We start from the raw sequence: 17,493 nt of genomic DNA, 5'->3' as shown, positions 1-17,493 counted from the left end.
GTATTGATTTTTGACAGGCTTGATCCGGTGCTGCACAAACCCGCAAAGCTCGCAATCGATTACGGCTGCGCGGGATATTTCGGATCAGACCAGATTCAAGGTTGTCGCGATGGCGGTAGCCTGCTGCAGCGTCATGGCGTCCAACCGCGTTCGTGCTTCGTCAAGATGGAAACGAACAGAGGTCTTGGCTAGCCTGAGCAGCATTGCGATCTCCTCCATCGTTTTTCCTTCCGCAGACCACTTCAAACATAGTGCTTGCCGAGGCGTTAGTCTCGGAGAGGCCGTCGAGGTGGGAACTGCGTCAAGTAAAGTTAGATAGGCATGCACGAGCGTCGCGGCTGCCGCCGCCTTGATAGGATCATCGAGATCTTCGATAGCAAGGCGCGCCTGCCCTGAAGCGAATGTCAGGATCGCGGTTGATCCGAACCCCACCGAAACCGGGATGGAAATTCCCGACCTGATGCCGAGTTCCGCGGCTTCTTCGAAAAACCGTAGGACTTGACGCGATGGTTTGGCTTGGGGCGCCGTGCCGGACCATGCGAACATTTGCTTTTTTGACATTGAGTTTTGGATCACCGGATCTATCCGATAATAGGAGCATTCGAAATAGCGTTTTTGCCAGATCTGTGGATAGTTCGAGAGAGCATAGGTTTTTGCGCCGCTGAGGCGCAGATAACAAAAATATTGAAATCCCCATCGCGCCGTTACTCGGCGCAGCACGCGTGAGACGTCACGCTGATCGCTGGAAAGGGACACTTCCTCTATAAGGCCATCCAATTTATCGCTCATCGGGCCACCTCGCGGTGCTAATCTCGGATTTGACTGGATACATCACACCAGCGGTTACATCTCCGAGCGCAGATCCTGACCGGGAAAATTGAGGGTCTTCACGCGTATTTGATGACATATGATCACTTTTAAGCGCTGACGTCGGCGCGCATCCGCTCCTTCGGAAGCTTGAAACCCCTCAAAAAAGAGAGCTTACCAAAAAAAAGCGATCAAGGCTCAATGTGGTTTTCGAACTTCGCGAGGCCGTCATGAAGATCATTCTCCTGCAGACGTCAAACCACCATGTCGAGCAAAGCCTCCTTCAAAAAATGTTCGCGCTTCGTGCCCGCGTCTTCCAAAGCCGTTTAAAGTGGGATGTCTCTGTAGTTGCCGGCGAGGAGCGTGACGAGTTCGATGAACTGGATCCCCACTACCTGCTCGCGGTTGGAGAGCATGATGAAGTACTGGGTACTGCTCGCCTCCTGCCCGCAACAGGGCCAACAATGCTGGAGAGGAAGTTTCCAATTCTCTTGGCGCCGGGACGATTCGCACCGCATAGCCGCATGGTGGAAAGCTCCCGATTTTGCGTCGATACGCATTCACCTGGCCGGGCGATGGGCCTACTACATGACGCGACCCTAAGCCTGTTCGCGGGGATCATCGAGTGGTCGATCAAACACGGTTATGAAGAAATCGTCACGGCGACGGATCTGCGCTTTGAACGGCTGCTGCGGCATGCGGGGTGGCCGATGAAGCGGCTTGGAGAGCCGCAGCTGATAGGCAACGTTGCAAGCATCGGGGGGATCCTGAAGGCTGATAGTCAAAGTTTGGAGCGAGTCCGGCCGGCAACTTATGAGCTGATCGAAGCGAAAGGCTTTTTTTCCGGTCCAGAAGAAGATGGGTACGCAGAACGGGTGGTCGCGGCGTTCGACACAAATCCCGGTTCCGGTGGCTTCGATTGGACTGCAAGATGATTGATCGCCCACATCTCATGCAGGCGCATCGGATTTTCTCGATGAGAAAGACAACAAGATAGAGGTCACTCTGGTTTTCTATACATGCTGTTGGCGCTCGCTCATCCGGGTCAAGGCATAGCAGACCGCGGCGGCGAAGCGCGATTTGCCGGAGATGGGGGCCGGTTCGATTGCCAGCCACCGGGCCGACCGCGGCGGCGGGCGCTTAGCGTGGTTTAAGGGCCGGCATTTTCAGTCGGCCTTGATGATCGTACGCAGGTTCTCAATTACGAAAGCTGGGTACCGAAACCTCAAAAACGGTCGACTATAAAGTCCATAACACACTCGAATTTACTAAGAGGCAAAGCTACCTAAGGCTTTGATAGTCAGCTTATGAGCACTGACGCGCACGACGTCTACTGCATATTTCGAGAAATCGGCTCTACAAGCCTTGTCATTTTCCAGAGAAATGGTCTCCTCCTGAGGCGCCCCCCCCGCTCGAGGGAACTTATGTTGGGGGACATTAACACCGGATTCGTTGAAATGTTGAAACAGGTCAGAGCGCTGAACCTCCGTTTCGGCTTTATATCGGACCAAAGCGGCATGGCTGCTGGTACCCATGGAAAGTCAGAAGCTGCTGCCCTGATCAGAATACTCGACCAGTTGCTGGCTGTTGGTGGAACGATGCCAGATTTCTGGATGGCAGGAGCATCGCCGCGACCGAATGATACTCGATTGAACGCGAGGAATCATCCGCGGCAGAGGCCGGAAGCCGACATGATCCTCCGAGCGCTAGACCGGTACGGGGTCGATACCAGCGAAGCCGTGTTCGTCGGTAGCTCTGCAGCTATTTTCGCCGCAAGCAATGCAGGTGTCACGGGGATCCATTGTTCCGGTTGGGGAAGTGACCGAACCTCTTGCGCGCAAATTGCGATCGAACCCCGACGCTCATCTCCCCATGAAATCACGGAGGTCCAACAGCTTCGCGCCGCGATCGAACAGATATTGGGGGTGCGTCATCGCACCGGAAACCACTGCATTGTCGCCCAATCAGAGTGACTGCCGCTGCGTCAGCGGCTGCGATCTCTGTCCTTTTGTTGTGGCGGGCGAAGCTTGATCGATTTCGGGATCTCGCGATTTCTCTGTTGCGTTTTCTGACGCTCGCGATCGCAATGGTCGCTTTCCAGCCTATCATGCTCGGCGTTGGATCGGGCGATACGCGATACGTCGAGAGACCGGTTGTTCGAACTTTTGTTGACGACGCCCTGCTCCGCAATATGATCTCGCCCGGCGGCCGACTTCGTTTCCAGGCTGTCCGAACTGCCTTTGTCCTTGCCAGCCTCGGCGCGATCACGGTTCTTTGCGACGCGGGCGTCGAGCTGTAGCGCGACGACCTTTCCGATGATCTTCGTCGCTTGCTCGAAGATCAGCCGATCGGATGGATTGGCGATTTTCGCGGCAAGACTCACGGCGGTGTTCGCCAGCGTTTGTTTCGCCGCCGTCGCCTGCGCGGCGCTGATTGGTGTCGATCGCAGCATATGCTCTTCGCCTTTCTCTCTCGTGGGATCACGGCCATTATGGACGGCTGTCTCAAGCCGCCGGTATTCGCGTTGCAGTCCAATTGATAAATCCTGGCTCAGCTCGCGCGCCGTGCTTGGCGCGGATCGATCTTTCGCAATTCCGTCCAGCATCTTGACAACAAGTCCGACCGAGCGGCGGCTCTGCTCGAGTCGTCTCCTGGCGTCCTCCAGTCTCGGCGCAGTCGGCGTGTCCCGGACCCTGGCCAACACCTTATCGATCACGTTGCTCGGGGCCGTGGCTCCCATCCGGCGGAACATCTCCCATTCCCAACGCTTGACGGGGGGAGGCCCGACACGCTCGATACGCTTCTGACGGTCGATCGGGATTCCGCGCTCGCGGGCTTTCTGCGCGAAGCGGAGCCGCCACTCGGTGAAGTCGCGGATATTGGGATTGAGCATCTTTCCGCCACCGTTGCGCAGCGCGACGATCACATGCAGATGCGGATGCTTCTCAAGGTCATGGCGATTGTGGACGGCATAGGCATAGCGGTGGCCGGCGAATTGCTCTTTTAAGAAGTCACGGCCGGCATGGACGAGTTGATCACGGTCGACATTCGCCGGCCCCGACAGCAACAGGTGCATGAAATCCCGCGGCTGGCGGGTCTGCATGAGGGCGCCGACGACCTTCCCCTCCGCCGTCAATTGCTTGTGATCGCTGGTGGTAACCTCGCGCCGCTCGGCGCCGTTCAGGTATCGTCCACTCTTGCCGGGACGCTCCTCGATATGCGTTGTCGTCGAAAGCGTCACCTCCGCACCCCTGCGCTGCATGGAGTGGAGGGTTGCGGTGAGACCCTTCGGGCCGGAGGAGAACTCGGCCGGATAGCGCGAGATCGGCGTGACCCCCTCTCGCCGCAAGGCCTCGTCCAGGCGGACATCGATGGCACGCGCGGCATCAATCTCGCCCGGGATGCGGTTGCGGCCGCTTCGATCCGACCTGTCCTTCTTTTCGTGGGCAATCACCAGCGCGAAATGCAGCCGTGTCTGCCCCTTCACGCCCTTGCTCACGCTGAAGGCGTAGGTCCGCCCCGTGTCACCGGCCTGATGGAAACCATCCTCTGCGAGCGAACCGAGGGCGCGGGCTATGTCTTCCCGACCGGTGCTTTCAAGCTCGTAGGTCAGGCGAAGAACGTCCTTGCTGCCCTTGCGGCTTCCGAACTCTCTCTCCCATGAGCGCACGGCTCCATTGAGGTCGGAGACTTCGCGTCCGTCCTGGTCGCGCGCCTTCTCTTCCTTGCTCTGGTAGGAAAGCACGTTGCGAGCGGAACTCGCGCCGGCGCCATAGGACAGGACCTTGACGACGACTGCGTTGTTGCCCGCCGCGCGGCTGAGTGCCGATGCGGCGCCGGGATGCCTCGCGGAAGGTGGGCCGGTTTTCGCGATCGACTGCCTTTTCCCGCCACCGCCACCGCCGCCGCCGCCGCGCCGTCGCAGTTCATCTTCGATAAGGTCGAAATAGCCAGGTAGCCGACGGCCTTCCGGCCTAGACCTCGAGCGACTTCTGGAAGGCTCGTTCATCATGTTTCCTGATCAGGTCAACGATATAACAGGATGGCCGAACGAAGGCGGCGTCACGGATCGCATCGAGGGAGAACATGACCTCGTCCAGCTTCTGCGTGATCGCGTTAGCGCTGCCAGCATGTCTGCCATACTCGCCGAGAAACGCCTCATTGCGAAAGGCAAGTTCGCGCAGGAACTGGTGCATGTTTGCCAGTTGACGATCGTGTTCGTCGAGCATCGCCGGAACGTGCATGATCTCCCGGGTGACGATCAGCTTGGCGACGACGTTAATGGAGATCTCGAGCCGCGCGGCAAGGGCCTCGACATTGCGCAGCACGTGATCGGGCAGGCGGAACATGATGGGCGGCTTTCGCATCCGATCTATAGCCCCCTGGCCTTCAGTGCCTCGATGATGAGCCTGTGCGTCGCCGACAACATTTGCTCGTGGCGTTCCAACGAGACCCGGAAGATTTTTGTCAGCACCTCGTCATCAAGATAAAGGGATATGCGTTTTCGCTTCCCTGCGGCACCGACCGCGGAGGCGCGTGCCTTGGGCGCCGATCGCTCACTGCGTTGATGCTTGCCCGGGCTGCGGGTTTCCGAGCGCAAGGTGTTAGGAACTTCTCCCCGCCCCTGAGGAACGTCATCGGGCATGAGCGTATCAAGGTCGATGCTGGTGGGCATGTACGAGGTCGCGGCCTCCTCCACGTCCTTCCCCTTTTCTTCCCGTGATCGGGCCAGGGCGAGAATGTTTCCGGCCGGCGTTCTTTCCCTCGACATCGTTTATGCTGCCTCCGCCTGGAGCAGGCCGATGAACTCGTTGTTGATCCTCTTCACCAGATCAATCGCATCAAGCACACTTTCCGAGGCACGTCGCTTGGCCGAGGGCGTCAGCGAGGGATTATTCCCGATGGCGGAAAGTTTGGAATAGAGCGAGCCGTAACCGGCGCCGACATCGCTTAAATAGTTGCTTTTCCGGACAACTGTCTCGACCATCGGGATATTCCCGCTTGTCAGGATCGCGTGGACCTCGGGCAAGGACCGGTTGTGCCTGAGGGCGATCATGTCCACGTAGTTCCAGATCGCTGCATAAGGGATCGGTCCCTGATCCCGTTTCCTCGAGATTTCCTTCAGGATTGTCGCCACCTTGATGGCTGACGTCGCGGCGGTCGGCTCGGGGATGACCGGAATGAGAATGGCGTCGCACTCGTGATACACTTCGACAGCGCGCTGATGCACGTAGCCGCCTACATCGTAGATTCGAATATCCGCCTCCGGAGCATTGTCGAGCCGACCCCGAAACCTGTCTCCCGGGGCAACGCGCAAATAAAGCAACGTTCCGTCGGTCGGCAGCAACCCCCGCTTCATGGAGACATTGTACCAGCGCGTCGACGACTCCTGCTCGTCGCAATCGATCAGCAGCGTTCTGTGCCCTTGCTGGGCGAACTCCGCTGCAAGATTGACGTTGAGGGTCGATTTCCCGGCGCCGCCCTTGAAGGTCGAAATGGCAAGCGAGAGAGGTTTGACTGTCATGGAATTCCTCAACCGTTTGGGTCGGACAACCGGCGTCGCGACCAGAGATCGGGCCGAGTGACATGGATGAACAGCCGCTATACGCCGAGACAGGGCGTTGTCGTCGCACCAACGCCCTTGGCAGACGCGCCCGAAATCCAGCGTTCGGGCACGAAGTTTCGCTCAGAGCTGTCCGCGCTGTCGCGCCGCGATCAGGTCATCGTTCAGCCGCACCGTTTCGCGGTCATGGGTCGCATCGACAAGCACATCCCTCGCCGGCCAATACCGCGGGATCGGCAGGACAAGGAGCATGAAGAGGCAGATCGTCGCAGCCTTGAACCAGAAAGAGCTGGAATAGAAATCGGCCGCCCATTGCCAAAGCACCTCAGTTGTTCCTGACGGCCAGAACCCATACGAAAGCGTCAATGCAAGCGCGTAGCCCAGAAAACCCGCGACCAGAGCGCAGGCCGCTGGAACCGGCAAAAAGTTCGCGATAAAGATCAAGAACCACGCCGCCCGGAATGGAAAGGTGAAGGCCCTGACCGCCAGTCGATGCACCACCATCTGCCTGTCTCCACATGCAAATTGAGCGTCTGGACGACATTACTTTCATCTTGGCACATTTTCAATACTTGCACTACAGTACAAGTTTGTGCATGATCAGGCAAGCAACAGCTGACGGATGCGAGCATGAAAAATGGCGCATGGCGACCCTATCGCCCCCTCAGAGGGACCCTTCTCGCGTCCTTGATCACTCTGCCGATAGCCGCGCGGGCCGGCACGCCGGCGGAGTTCGTCAGCTATTGCCAGAACGCTTATGCGCGAGGGCAAGACCTGCCCCCCGGGCCGCGGACGCCAGCCGATACGATGTCGATCGCAAAACGGCTTGATCTGCAAAGCGTCAGCCCGGAAGCCGCGCTGAGCGCCAGCGCATTTCTCGTTGCCGATAGGGCAGTTGTTAGTTTGGCCGGGATGCAAAGCTGCCTTTCTGCCGACCGATTAGAATATGCGGATGTGGTCGCGACATGCGCCATGATCTCGCTTGCCGGATTAACTGCTGTTGTTGGCGAGGCAAAAGCAAGTGCCGGCAACGCGTTCCCGTGCCATGAGCTGACGTGGAATCCTGGTCGACCGACCGTGCGCTTCGCGGAATGCTTTTTCATGGAGGAGGGCGCGGTGCGGTCGCTCTCGGAAACGCTCATTATCAGGGGAGTAGCGTTTGCCTCTCGCGACGGCTCGGGGCGACCCCGCTTTCCGGAATATGCCCGAGCCGAAGAAGCCGCGCGCAACGCAAGAGCCGGGATCTGGGCCAACGCCCATTTCGCGCATCCCTGCGGTGAACGCTACCACGCCAATCCAACAAAACTCTGATGCGGATCTGGGCACTCATGGTGATTTCGACGATCGCAGTTTCCGGCCTTTATGTTGGCATCACCATCATGCCAATGCTTGGCGGCGTCAAAATTCCACGCGCTCAAGAGGTCTCGCCTCCGGTCGTTCCTGTTCAGACATCGCACGCCGAACGTCCGGCGACCGGTGATGGGGCGCGCGCACCGTCCCAATTCCTGCCGTTCCCTGCGGAAGCGCAATTCGAGACCGGCGATACTTGGATCTCCGGCGGGCGACGGTATCGGCTCTATGGACTGCAGGCGTGCCTGCGCGGCACCAGCATCACAATTTCCGGCGGTGCTGTCCGGGATTGCGGAGAACTCAACGTGATCATGACACAGGCCCTGATCAGGGACACGCGACCCGTCTGCACGAATATTAAGGACATCGACGGGAACAATGCGGTCGTCGCGTGCCAAACGACGGCAGGCCAACATCGCTACGATCTGGCAACCTATATGATCGCTCAAGGATGGGGATTTGCCGCGGTCGATGGTGCCGGGCATTTGATCGTTCCCGGATATAGGGTTGCCGAGGAAAGCGCGCGTTCCGTGCGCGCGGGCCTCTGGGCCTATTCCGACTTGCCGGACCCTGTCTCAATACTCGCGCAGCAGGCGGGGGTACCGCGATGAAAGGTGCCACCGTCTCGATGATATTGCTTGCCGTAACCCCGACGGCATCACCGGCCCAGGGCCGACCGACCGACGTGCCACGCCAGATTTACGGCAAGGTGCAGGTTGTCGATAGCGTCACATTCCAATTCATCAACAGCCGTCAGGTTGTCCGGCTCGCTGGATACGAAGCCCCTCGCCTGGAGCAGACGGCGACGAGCGACGACGTGACGTGGCCGGCGGGGCAGGTCTCGCGCGCTTGGATGATCCTTCGAACGCTTGGCCAGAACGTCAATTGCACGCCGATCGGTCGCGACACCAACAAGGTCCTGATCGCCCATTGTTTTGTCGGCGAGACCAATCTGGCGGCGGCCGCCATTGCGGAGGGCATCGGCTACGCGTTCAACTACCGCAATGAACCTCAGGTGCCTGCGTATTTCGATATCGAGAGAAAAGCCCGCGGGCTCGGGTTTGGCGTCTGGTCGTCGCCCGACTTGCTGCCGCCGTGGCTTTACACCGTATCTATCCCGAATGACGCACAATCCGACAGCCGTTCGCCAGAGTCCGCGGTGGGCCTGCCCCTTCCCTTGCCGGCCACCCCGGACGGCCCGTTGTCTTTCTCAGACACGCATGGAGGTTGAATGAAACGCTCTACCGAATCCCTGGCCGCTGCGGCGCTCCTGTTTGTCGTGCCCCCGATCGCGGCCTGCGCGCAAGACGGCGCCACCAAAACGCAGATCGAACGACGCGATCCGGACTTTTGCGGCGCGGGCGGCGCCGGTTGCGATCCGGCGGAGGTGCAACAATGGAAGGCGGTCGGCAACAGACTTGCCGACCTGTCCTCGGCCGATCTCAGCCAATACGCCTATGCTTGCGCGAAACACCCTGAATGGAAGAAGGAGTGCGAAACCGATGCCATCGCTATCCTGAAGCGTCTCGGAATCGAGGGATATTGAGGTCGCGATGAGTAGGTTTCACGATGGTGCCGGTTTCGCCACCGCAATCTCTCTTCTCGTTGGAACTGGGGGCGGTTACGCGATCAACGAGTTGCTGCGAACCGGTCAGATAATCGAACTCGAACAAGAGATCGCCCGGCTGAAGACCGAGGTACAGCAGAGGTTGGAGGTAGGGCTTCCAAACGACGAGGAGGCAAGAGCTGCGATCGCCAGGTCTGGCCGCTCGATCCGGATGTCCGAATGTATACCTCGCCCGGCTGTGCCCGACGTTACCTGCACCGGCATCATCACCACGGCGAGCGGCTCGTTTGCAGGCACGAAGCGGCCCGGTGTCCTGTCGTTTGCGAGGATCGATGGTGCCTGGACGCAGATCCAATAGATGATACGGACGTAGGTGAACAATGAGAGCGATCATGATCTTTGTCGCAGGTTTGACCGGCACGGCCGGAGGGCTAACAGCCGGGCCGGCCGAAGCCGAAGGCGCCTCCTGGGGATGTCAGGTCTTGTTATGCGCGGCATCGAAGAGCCCGTCCTGGCATGGCGTCCCCTATTGCGTCCCGCCCATGACAAGGCTCATCGCCGCGATGTCGAGGCCCGGATTTTCGTGGCCCATTTGCCATGAGGCCAACGCGGGAAAGCCAGGGCGGAAAATCTACGAGGATTGCCCCACGGGAACCACGGTCGGCTACAGCTCGCAAGGCGACAACGGCGGCCGCGGCGAGCCCGACCAGTGCATCAAGACAGTCGATGTTTGCCGGTCGCCGAGCCGGCTCGAAACGAATGTCGCGTCAACAGGTTTGACGATAAACCGGCGCTACGATCGGGAAGCTGAGAGCTGCATTCAGGAGATCGCAACTCCCCGGCCGCGGCGCGCGGATCCCTGGTTCTTCGATATTCCGAATGACACAGGCGTGAAGGAGAGGTTCTGGTTCAATCTGAACCACTAGCGCGCACTGAGACCTGCCGCAGCGGCGAAGATCAGGGCGATGTTTCGTTCGATTTCTTTGGTCTGCGTCGCGCTTTCCAGACCGCTATCCGAGGGAGGTCGGCTTCGGTGACCTTGAGCAAATCCTCGATAACGACTTTCCACTCGCGTTGCATCTTGTCGAGGGTCGACAGTTTGACGTCACGCATCGCCCGGGCCACTTGCGATATGTATGCTTCGTCCACGCCCAGCTGTTCGGCCAGCACCCTGTTCGTTACGCCACGCTCAGCCTTCAATCGCTCAATGCCGATCGCGAGCCGTTCCTGGAATGTCAGTATCTCCAATGAAGAGATGTCGATGGGTTCGACCGGAATGTCGCGTTTCACTCGAGGCATCGAACGTCTTCCTTGGTCGCAGATCCTGTTGATCGACGACGGCTGGATACTCCAACAAAGTGAAGACAGAGCCCGCCACGCCTGTGGAGTCGCACTATCCGAGATAGACTCTTGCTCATCCAATACCCGATATCGACTGGCAACCTACACCACCATGCGTAAGCCGGTTGTTGTTCATCCATGTTGCTGGATAGTTCACACCTTCGTTACGCCTCTTACACCTACACCGCTAAGATCAGCTGGTGCAAGCGGACTAGTGAGGGATTGCCGTCCACATAGCGGCCAGCATAGAGCGGGGCCCTAGATCGCATGCGTATAGTCGTCCGAAACAGTCCGGCCTATGCACTGGCCGAAATCACCGAAAACGAGGCCGCCGCACTCCGCGCCTGGTACGGCAATGCAGCGTCGAGCGAGGACGAAGCCATCGCTCTTTCGGTAATCAGGCGCGTCAAGGTGATGAACGGCTGGATCGAATGCGACTGCCTCGCCGGTAAGTGCCAGCCATTGCTCGCCCCGATCCGGCAGGAGCGCACATTCACACTGCGGCGGCTGACGCCGAAGGATGACGATCCTCTTCGACACGAGGAAAGACCTAACCATGCGCGCGCCTGCCCCTTTCATGTCGACAAGGACGCCATTCCGGCGCTCGTCGATCGAAGCTATCACATCCGGCCAGTCAGAAAATCCGATCGCAGCTACATTGACGCACTGCCGGCCATTCCCGACCGCCTTGCGGATATCGCGGACCCGGATCCCGCCCGATCGCCCGATCGAAACGATCGGCCATCCAGGCTTGGAGGTATCCTGTGGCAGTTGCTCGATAAGGCCGGCACGAACGTTATCCAGCCGCTGCAGGACGATCCCGATCTTGCGCTGCAAGATCAGCTTTCAAGGCTCCGTGCCGCCGCGAAGGGGCTCAGGGTCCTACGGACCTGGACGCTTAGCGCGTTGATGTCGACCTGGGCGGCCGACTACTGGGAACCTGAGAGCCGCTGGCAACGACTGCTCGAAAGCTCGCGCTCGGATTGGCCAGCAACGCTTCGCCGCACCGGCTTTATGCTGCTGTTTGCGACAAGCGTATCCACCCAGACGATCATGCCGGCGTCGTCGTCGCGGGCGATCGACGTGCTTGGAAGAGTGCGGCAACCGTTGCGCGGCCATCCAGCGTGTCGCGGCCCCTTCCTGACGTTGCTGAATGTCGACTTCCACGATGACGACGAAGGGCCGGTGCGGGCAGTCCAGGCCTATGCACAGCCGGTCTATAACGGTGACACCCTGTTTCCGGTGGAATCCGGTTTTGAAAGGGAGGTTTCGCATCTGTTATTCTGGCTTCAGAGGTCACTATTCGAGGCCGCCCCGGAACTCCGCGTCAAGGTCACCAAGCCGCTTTTCGCGTCAGAAACGCCGTTCGGACCATGCCGACCGGACTTCGTAATAGAAGCGACTTACAATGAGCGTAAGCCCGTAACGCTCATCGTCGAGGCTTTCGGCATGGAGACCGAAGAATATAGAGAGGCCAAGGAGAGGACCGTTTCGCGAATGAAGCATCTCGGACCGAACTTCGGCATCTCTGCCGAGGATCTCGCTGAGGGGAAAGCGTCAGTCACTGCCAAACGCCTGCAAGACTGGGTGATCGATCGGATTCGTAATGCGTAAGGCAACCCAAATAGGATCGGAAGCTCTCCCGAGCGATTTTTGCCCGAAGGCGCGCGTCGGCCTCTCTTGTGCAGAGGGTGATGCAAACCGCCGGCACCCTGCTCCTCTTCGAGACCGTCCTGCGCATGCTCGAGGCGTGAGACGGCTCCGCAGCGTCTAGGTGAAGGCAGAGCTCGATCGCTCCTGGTGCAGGAAATATCCTGACAACCGGCTCGCGGCGTCCAGGCGCGCCGGGACAGTCCTGATCAGGTGTGTTGAAGATCGGCGTAGATAGCCTCGATGCGCGTGGCCTCCTCGTCCGTCAGGGCGGCGAATTCCCTTTCACGCGCCCGCTTCGACAGTTTGCCGTCGTTCCGGCGCAGGAAACGGAACAGGAGATCGAACAGCCTGTCCGGCATGTCGATCATCCGAGCGATTTCAGCTCTGAAGCTATCGTAAGTTTTCAGGAAGGCGGTCTCTGCGGGCAGATCGACGTCAATTGTCCGCGCCACGCATTCGAACAGGAACTCCGCGTGCGGCGTTGCATCGAAATAACGGTAGAAATCGCCCGTCTCATTCAGCACGTCGACATTGCCGCGATCGGTTGAGCGCCAACGGATATGGGGTAACAGACGGCGCGAATAGGTCTCCAGCGTGCGCCGGTAATCGTCGATGCGATCGAGAATGACAGCCGAGACGGGAAACACCAGCCCTGGCGGATTGAAACCGCGCTCAGCCAGCACATGATGGATGAGGTAGCGGTGCAGACGTCCGTTTCCGTCCTCGAACGGATGGATATAGACGAAGCCGAAGGCGAGCGCAGCGGCCGCAAGGACCGGATCGAGCCGCCGCGCCGCGCCGCGGTCGAAGGCGGTCAACCCGTCGATCAATGCCGGCAGGTCCTCATGTCTTGCGCTGACATGATCTGGAATGGGCGCGCCGCTCAAGCGATCATGCTCGCCGACAAAGCCGCTATCAGTGCGCAAACCGAGGTGCACGAAACGCGCGTCACCGATGACAACTCGCTGCAATCGCTCCAGTTCGGCGCGGTCGATGGGATGGCGGCCGGCCTCCCCGATCACCTGCCCCCATCGCTGGATGCGATCTTGTGGTGGGTCTTCGCCCTCGATCTGGAAACTCGACCGCGAATCCTTCAGGAGCAGGAAGGCTGCGGTGCGGGCGAGCAGGTCGGCCGGCACCTCGGCAATCAGGCGCCGCGCCTCCTCGCCGAGATTGCGGGCGACGAAAGCGTCCAGCACAGGTGTGCGGAAGATCATCGGGCAGAAATCGGGTGTGCCCGGCAGGTTGTTTTTCACCCGATGGCGCGGGGATGTCGTTCCATCCACCGCCCATTGGAGATCGGGATCGACGATAGGGGCATAAGTGCCCTGGACCGCGTCATCGAGATCTAGCCTGGCATCGAGCAGCCACTCATAGAGAAACCAGAGACGCCGCGCATATGCGCCGGTCGGTGCAGCCCGGACGATCTCGGTAACGGGCTCCGGCCCTGTCACCTGAAACAGAGCTTTGAGTACGGCCAGATCCAGTCCTTCGTAACGCAACGCGAAGGTCAGATGACCCATGAGGCTGGTTTCAGGTTGGTGGCGAGGCGTGTAGAGCTTCCAGCCGTCAGCCTGATAGATCTTGTGGCGCGGACCAATGGCGGCAAGGTTGATCGGCGCAGGGACGGGCAGTTCGAAGGCGTCGATCAGGGCGGCGTAGCCGACAGGGAGCGCTCGCTCCGGTAACCAGCGCCCGTGAAAAACGCTCATTGCGTCTGAGAATGGCTTCTTTTGCCCAAGCGTCATGAATTTCGATACTCGCTCGCGAAAAACGATCGTCAGACGATGAATGTCATGAAAATCAATCTCAGACAATGAAAATCGATACAATCAGGCCACGATGCATGAAATTCAATTCAATGCCGGATCGGGACTAGGGCCAATTGGTGAGTCACAAGGAAGAATGCCGCGGCGCACCGAGTTCCGCGCAAGGTCAGGCCGTTATACAGTCGCAGTCGTCTAGGCGAGTCCAACAGTAATCTCCAGGTCATGAGGACCCACATGAAAAAAGGCCGCATTCACTGCAGCCTTTTTGTTCGACGCAACGGCGACAGTTGCCGCTCGACTGTCATCGATCGTGTTCGGCTGGGTTGTTTATGACATCCATGTGCCGGATATTCCACCGGCAAGAAGATCGTGCGGGCTTCGCTGCTGGCTCTGACCGATCTCGACGTGAAAGACCGGATGGTGTTGACCATCGACGCTCTCGCGATCGAGCATCGAATGGATGAGGTGGGTGCTGACGAGGATCAGGACGATGACGACGATCATCGCATGCCCGCCCCGTCGGTAGCGACCGTGCGAGCAGTGGCGCCAGACAATGTTATCGCGCCCGTCCAAGTATCTTTGTCTCGATGCGGTAGAGTCCCTTGGTCGCGGTAATGTAGAGCCAGGTCCGACCACCCTGTGAGGCCAGTGCAATATTCGTCACCGCGTTTACATCTGGCACAGGAACAAATGCAATCTCCTTTCCATCCGGGCTGTAAATTCTAACGCCCAGCCGACTGGCTGCGGAGACCGCAGCGTAGATGTTGCCAGCCGAATCCACCGCAATGCCGTCAGGGCCGGTCTCTTTCCCGTAGTCGACGAGAACTCTCTGATTGCTGGCGGCACCGCCGGCTGCGAGGTCGTAAGCCAGCAGTCGCATTGCTCCGCTCGCCTGCGGGACCTTATCGATGCGCCAATCACTCAGCAGGGGATCGAGTTCGGCCACGTAAAGGGTCTTCTGATCCGGCGAGAGTGCAATACCGTTTGGTCGAGCTATATCAGCGAGAATAAGATGAACGGAGCCATCGGGGTCGATGCGATATACGCCCGATACGGGCTGCTCGATTGTCTCATAACCGAAATAGCGCGGGTCGGTGAAGTAGATGCGCCCCTTGTCGTCGATGTCCAAATCATTGGGAGCGTTGAAGGGACGGCCTTTGTAAAGGCCGGCAAGAATGGTCGAGCGACCGGTTTTCGCGTCGGTCCGGATAACGCTTCGACCGCCAAAATCGGCACCCTCAGTGACAACCATGTTACCGTCATGGTCGAACTTGATTCCGGCTGCCATACCGCTCGGCGAGCGGTACAGAGAGGTCTGACCTTTGGCAGGATCATAGACCCAGATGTTGCCGGCCTCCATACCTGTGGCAAAAGTCATGGTTAAGTCGCAGAAATAGATCCTGCCATCTGGACCGACTGCTGGGCCCTCTGTCCAGTAACCGCCATCGAAGAGCTTCTCAAGCTTGGCTCCGGAGGCGACAATGGGGCCTGCGACAAGCGCAGCGGTCTTTGTCTCGGCTGCGGGCGACAACGTCGCGGTCGTTCCAATGATGACGGCGGCAGCAGCCATGGCACGCCATTTTGGCTTTAGACCCCAAACGCTTTTTAGGTAGATCACTTGATCACTCCAAGGTTCACGAGGATAGATTGGCCCTCGAAACAGGCCGGAATTATCCGATATCCCTCTTTCTTCAGCCGAAAAACCACGTGCAGCGCCGCACATAACTGCATAGGATGCAGCAATAGACATGGCATAGCGGGACTGAGAAGACAGTTATCATATGGAGTTGGATCAAGGTCGCGCGGACGAATACTCGGCTTTGCTGGCCGTGGCTCGAACAGGCTCGTTCAACGCAGCAGGTATAGCTCTTGCACGTCATCCAACGATCGTTTCGAAGCGCATCGCCGCACTCGAGCGTCGGCTGGGGGTGCGTCTCATCGAGAGGACGACGAGACGGGTGCGCCTGACGGACGTGGGTGCACGCCTCACTGAGCGGCTGGAAAACGCCGCCGCCGCCATGTTCGAAGCCGAGCAGGAGGCTGTGGCCGGTGGATCAGAATTGCGTGGGCGGTTGCGTCTTGCTTTCCCGGCTGCCATGGGGCGGCTATGGCTGGCGCCTGCGCTGCCGGATTTTGCCCACCAGTACCCCGGGCTCGATATCGAGGTCGACTACGCCGAGCGCTTCGTCGACCTCGTTGGTGAGGGCTTCGACGCGGCGCTCCGTCTCGGAACGCTTGGCGATAGCCGGTTGATCGCACGCAAACTCGCGGATCATCACATTGTTCTTGGCGCGTCACCAAGCTATCTGGAGCGGCGCGGAACTCCCCGCCACCCCAAGGACCTCGCAGCTCACAATCTGCTGCGATACACGGGGCCAGTATCATCCCCGGAATGGAAGCTGCGGAAAGGTAGCCTTCGCGAGACAGTCCTACCTGACGGAAACTATCGCTCGAACGACATCGGTGCGTTGCTCGAAGCAGCAAGGCAGGGCATCGGCATCGTCGCATTCGGAGACTGGTCGATGTCACGCGATTTCGAGAAAGGCACATTAGTTCAGGCGCTGCCAGATTGGCGGTTTCTTGCAAACGAGGGAATCTATCTTGTCCGGCCGTCCAAGGAGTTCGCGCCGGCGCGAACTGAAGCATTCATCCGGTGGGTGACGGCTATGTTCGAGAACGGCGTGCCATGGCACCGCTTAGAATCGGAATGATTTTGGCAGTCAATCGTGAAACCATGCCTGCAACCATTTCAAGGAGATAGCACGGCACATTATTTGAGATTTAGCAGTTAATTTGAGATGTCAGTTACTCCGCACGTCTCTCTTAAACTACCCGAGATCGGCGTTGTCCGCCGACGCCACCACGATGACGGTGAAGCTGCGCGAGGGGCTGAAGTGGCACGGGTCGCCGGGCGGCTCGGTTAAGCGGTCACCGTCTCTTGCGGGCTTTTGACACAGTCTGCAGAGTTTCGCGACCGAGTTTCGCGATATTGCCGAGGCCCTGTTAATTGTCGGTCAGACCTCATCGAGAAATCAGCTTTTGCCCAATTACTACGCCGAGAGAACTTCCTGCTGCGGCTGCCGCAGGCCCAATAGGATTTATCAAGAGTCTGCGCGCCCCATACACACAGTCCAGCGGCTATTCCCCCAACAAGAGCGGGATAAAATTCCGTCATGTCCACCTCTTGACGTGTCGTGATTATCCACCTTTGAGCGGTCGAATAGGTTTACCACCCGGCAGGTAAGCCACTATCGGGCATCGTGCTCCCTGCACGCCTCCAGCTCTCGTTTCGCGGTATCAAGCAGGGCTTCCTGAACGGGGCCCAGCATTTCGGGAGGGCAGCTTGCGAAGATGCGCGACACGAGTTCCTCGACAAGCTCCGCTAGCCGCGGCGTCAGCCTGGTCGGAAACAGGTGGTCGAGGTCGCTCGGGTCCGCATCGAG

20 protein-coding genes are annotated in these 17,493 nt (G+C 59.1%); 10 read left to right on the top strand and 10 right to left on the bottom strand.

All coding sequences use genetic code 11. The annotated features are described in order from the left end of the window. Positions 1-84: 84 nt before the first annotated feature. Positions 85-789 (bottom strand): autoinducer binding domain-containing protein, encoded by a 705-nt coding sequence (locus ACZ9EJ_RS26750; RefSeq protein WP_080955826.1) that lies wholly within the window; start codon positions 787-789, stop codon positions 85-87. Positions 790-1,037: 248 nt separating this feature from the next. On the opposite strand from ACZ9EJ_RS26750, the gene traI reads away from it, so the two are divergent. Beyond that, positions 1,038-1,742, top strand: a complete 705-nt coding sequence (gene traI, locus ACZ9EJ_RS26745; protein ID WP_080955830.1) for an acyl-homoserine-lactone synthase — start codon at positions 1,038-1,040, stop codon at positions 1,740-1,742. Positions 1,743-2,264: 522 nt separating this feature from the next. Beyond that, a complete protein-coding gene (locus ACZ9EJ_RS26740; protein ID WP_255736666.1) occupies positions 2,265-2,780 on the top strand; it encodes an HAD family hydrolase in 516 nt (171 codons plus the stop codon). A gap of 11 nt (positions 2,781-2,791) precedes the next feature. Here ACZ9EJ_RS26740 and ACZ9EJ_RS26735 read toward each other — a convergent pair whose 3' ends face one another. From ACZ9EJ_RS26735 to ACZ9EJ_RS26715, 5 genes are all read right to left on the bottom strand, one after another. Beyond that, positions 2,792-4,552 carry a relaxase/mobilization nuclease domain-containing protein gene (locus ACZ9EJ_RS26735; RefSeq protein WP_255736665.1) on the bottom strand — a complete coding sequence of 587 codons (1,761 nt, stop codon included), beginning with the start codon at positions 4,550-4,552 and terminating at the stop codon, positions 2,792-2,794. A 229-nt stretch (positions 4,553-4,781) separates the two neighbouring features. Further along, positions 4,782-5,156: a hypothetical protein gene (locus ACZ9EJ_RS26730; RefSeq protein WP_255736664.1), complete on the bottom strand. Its 375-nt coding sequence runs from the start codon at positions 5,154-5,156 to the stop codon at positions 4,782-4,784. A 23-nt stretch (positions 5,157-5,179) separates the two neighbouring features. After that, the gene (locus ACZ9EJ_RS26725) at positions 5,180-5,482 is read right to left on the bottom strand and encodes a hypothetical protein (RefSeq protein ID WP_255736663.1); all 303 of its coding nucleotides are present in this window, start codon (positions 5,480-5,482) and stop codon (positions 5,180-5,182) included. A 99-nt stretch (positions 5,483-5,581) separates the two neighbouring features. Continuing rightward, positions 5,582-6,331, bottom strand: a complete 750-nt coding sequence (locus tag ACZ9EJ_RS26720; RefSeq protein WP_046641881.1) for a ParA family protein — start codon at positions 6,329-6,331, stop codon at positions 5,582-5,584. A 162-nt stretch (positions 6,332-6,493) separates the two neighbouring features. Further along, positions 6,494-6,694 (bottom strand): hypothetical protein, encoded by a 201-nt coding sequence (locus ACZ9EJ_RS26715; protein ID WP_255749884.1) that lies wholly within the window; start codon positions 6,692-6,694, stop codon positions 6,494-6,496. A 306-nt stretch (positions 6,695-7,000) separates the two neighbouring features. Here ACZ9EJ_RS26715 and ACZ9EJ_RS26710 point away from each other — a divergent pair, with 306 nt between their 5' ends. From ACZ9EJ_RS26710 to ACZ9EJ_RS26685, 6 genes are read left to right on the top strand one after another with little or no spacing between them, the layout of a single operon-like run. Next, a complete protein-coding gene (locus ACZ9EJ_RS26710) occupies positions 7,001-7,681 on the top strand; it encodes a hypothetical protein (RefSeq protein WP_046641883.1) in 681 nt (226 codons plus the stop codon). After that, positions 7,681-8,331 (top strand): thermonuclease family protein, encoded by a 651-nt coding sequence (locus tag ACZ9EJ_RS26705; protein WP_255736661.1) that lies wholly within the window; start codon positions 7,681-7,683, stop codon positions 8,329-8,331. Before ACZ9EJ_RS26710 ends, ACZ9EJ_RS26705 begins: the two co-directional genes overlap by 1 nt. Then, positions 8,328-8,951, top strand: coding sequence for a thermonuclease family protein (locus tag ACZ9EJ_RS26700; protein WP_046626915.1), 624 nt, complete (start codon positions 8,328-8,330; stop codon positions 8,949-8,951). The genes ACZ9EJ_RS26705 and ACZ9EJ_RS26700 overlap by 4 nt, the downstream gene beginning before the upstream one ends. Then, positions 8,952-9,266, top strand: a complete 315-nt coding sequence (locus tag ACZ9EJ_RS26695) for a hypothetical protein (RefSeq protein WP_046626914.1) — start codon at positions 8,952-8,954, stop codon at positions 9,264-9,266. It abuts the gene before it with no gap. A 7-nt stretch (positions 9,267-9,273) separates the two neighbouring features. Then, positions 9,274-9,645, top strand: coding sequence for an FtsB/FtsL family cell division protein (locus ACZ9EJ_RS26690; protein ID WP_046641884.1), 372 nt, complete (start codon positions 9,274-9,276; stop codon positions 9,643-9,645). 22 nt (positions 9,646-9,667) lie between these two features. Continuing rightward, positions 9,668-10,213: a hypothetical protein gene (locus tag ACZ9EJ_RS26685; RefSeq protein WP_046641885.1), complete on the top strand. Its 546-nt coding sequence runs from the start codon at positions 9,668-9,670 to the stop codon at positions 10,211-10,213. Between the two features lie 31 nt (positions 10,214-10,244). Here ACZ9EJ_RS26685 and ACZ9EJ_RS26680 read toward each other — a convergent pair whose 3' ends face one another. Further along, on the bottom strand, positions 10,245-10,586 hold the full coding sequence (locus ACZ9EJ_RS26680) for a helix-turn-helix domain-containing protein (protein ID WP_046641886.1): 342 nt from the start codon (positions 10,584-10,586) through the stop codon (positions 10,245-10,247). 309 nt (positions 10,587-10,895) lie between these two features. Between ACZ9EJ_RS26680 and ACZ9EJ_RS26675 the strand changes: the two genes are divergently transcribed. Further along, entirely contained in the window at positions 10,896-12,242 is a 1,347-nt protein-coding gene (locus ACZ9EJ_RS26675) for a hypothetical protein (RefSeq protein WP_046641887.1), read from the top strand. Positions 12,243-12,487: 245 nt separating this feature from the next. Here the strand turns inward: ACZ9EJ_RS26675 and ACZ9EJ_RS26670 are convergent, their stop codons facing one another. The 3 genes from ACZ9EJ_RS26670 to ACZ9EJ_RS26660 form a co-directional block, all read right to left on the bottom strand. Further along, a complete protein-coding gene (locus ACZ9EJ_RS26670; protein WP_255736658.1) occupies positions 12,488-13,993 on the bottom strand; it encodes a Fic family protein in 1,506 nt (501 codons plus the stop codon). Positions 13,994-14,377: 384 nt separating this feature from the next. Next, positions 14,378-14,554, bottom strand: a complete 177-nt coding sequence (locus ACZ9EJ_RS26665) for a hypothetical protein (protein WP_255736657.1) — start codon at positions 14,552-14,554, stop codon at positions 14,378-14,380. Positions 14,555-14,606: 52 nt separating this feature from the next. Next, complete coding sequence (locus tag ACZ9EJ_RS26660; protein WP_080955828.1) at positions 14,607-15,800, bottom strand: SMP-30/gluconolactonase/LRE family protein; 1,194 nt, start codon at positions 15,798-15,800, stop codon at positions 14,607-14,609. A 31-nt stretch (positions 15,801-15,831) separates the two neighbouring features. Here ACZ9EJ_RS26660 and ACZ9EJ_RS26655 point away from each other — a divergent pair, with 31 nt between their 5' ends. Further along, a complete protein-coding gene (locus ACZ9EJ_RS26655; protein ID WP_046641888.1) occupies positions 15,832-16,761 on the top strand; it encodes a LysR family transcriptional regulator in 930 nt (309 codons plus the stop codon). Positions 16,762-17,493: the final 732 nt, after the last annotated feature.

Source organism: Neorhizobium sp. USDA 3394, from assembly GCF_056280385.1.
This window is presented reverse-complemented; position numbering and strand designations above follow the sequence as displayed.

Excerpts from the sequence above, each read along its gene's own strand:
- traI (WP_080955830.1), top strand. The coding sequence starts at position 1,038 with ATGAAGATCATTCTCCTGCAGACGTCAAACCACCATGTCGAGCAAAGC.
- ACZ9EJ_RS26670 (WP_255736658.1), bottom strand. The coding sequence starts at position 13,993 with ATGAGCGTTTTTCACGGGCGCTGGTTACCGGAGCGAGCGCTCCCTGTC.
- ACZ9EJ_RS26665 (WP_255736657.1), bottom strand. The coding sequence starts at position 14,554 with ATGATCGTCGTCATCGTCCTGATCCTCGTCAGCACCCACCTCATCCAT.
- ACZ9EJ_RS26655 (WP_046641888.1), top strand. The coding sequence starts at position 15,832 with ATGGAGTTGGATCAAGGTCGCGCGGACGAATACTCGGCTTTGCTGGCC.
- ACZ9EJ_RS26725 (WP_255736663.1), bottom strand. The coding sequence starts at position 5,482 with ATGCCCACCAGCATCGACCTTGATACGCTCATGCCCGATGACGTTCCT.
- ACZ9EJ_RS26695 (WP_046626914.1), top strand. The coding sequence starts at position 8,952 with ATGAAACGCTCTACCGAATCCCTGGCCGCTGCGGCGCTCCTGTTTGTC.
- ACZ9EJ_RS26730 (WP_255736664.1), bottom strand. The coding sequence starts at position 5,156 with ATGTTCCGCCTGCCCGATCACGTGCTGCGCAATGTCGAGGCCCTTGCC.
- ACZ9EJ_RS26680 (WP_046641886.1), bottom strand. The coding sequence starts at position 10,586 with ATGCCTCGAGTGAAACGCGACATTCCGGTCGAACCCATCGACATCTCT.
- ACZ9EJ_RS26750 (WP_080955826.1), bottom strand. The coding sequence starts at position 789 with ATGAGCGATAAATTGGATGGCCTTATAGAGGAAGTGTCCCTTTCCAGC.
- ACZ9EJ_RS26705 (WP_255736661.1), top strand. The coding sequence starts at position 7,681 with ATGCGGATCTGGGCACTCATGGTGATTTCGACGATCGCAGTTTCCGGC.
- ACZ9EJ_RS26690 (WP_046641884.1), top strand. The coding sequence starts at position 9,274 with ATGAGTAGGTTTCACGATGGTGCCGGTTTCGCCACCGCAATCTCTCTT.
- ACZ9EJ_RS26660 (WP_080955828.1), bottom strand. The coding sequence starts at position 15,800 with ATGTCTATTGCTGCATCCTATGCAGTTATGTGCGGCGCTGCACGTGGT.
- ACZ9EJ_RS26710 (WP_046641883.1), top strand. The coding sequence starts at position 7,001 with ATGAAAAATGGCGCATGGCGACCCTATCGCCCCCTCAGAGGGACCCTT.
- ACZ9EJ_RS26700 (WP_046626915.1), top strand. The coding sequence starts at position 8,328 with ATGAAAGGTGCCACCGTCTCGATGATATTGCTTGCCGTAACCCCGACG.
- ACZ9EJ_RS26675 (WP_046641887.1), top strand. The coding sequence starts at position 10,896 with ATGCGTATAGTCGTCCGAAACAGTCCGGCCTATGCACTGGCCGAAATC.
- ACZ9EJ_RS26685 (WP_046641885.1), top strand. The coding sequence starts at position 9,668 with ATGAGAGCGATCATGATCTTTGTCGCAGGTTTGACCGGCACGGCCGGA.
- ACZ9EJ_RS26720 (WP_046641881.1), bottom strand. The coding sequence starts at position 6,331 with ATGACAGTCAAACCTCTCTCGCTTGCCATTTCGACCTTCAAGGGCGGC.
- ACZ9EJ_RS26740 (WP_255736666.1), top strand. The coding sequence starts at position 2,265 with ATGTTGAAACAGGTCAGAGCGCTGAACCTCCGTTTCGGCTTTATATCG.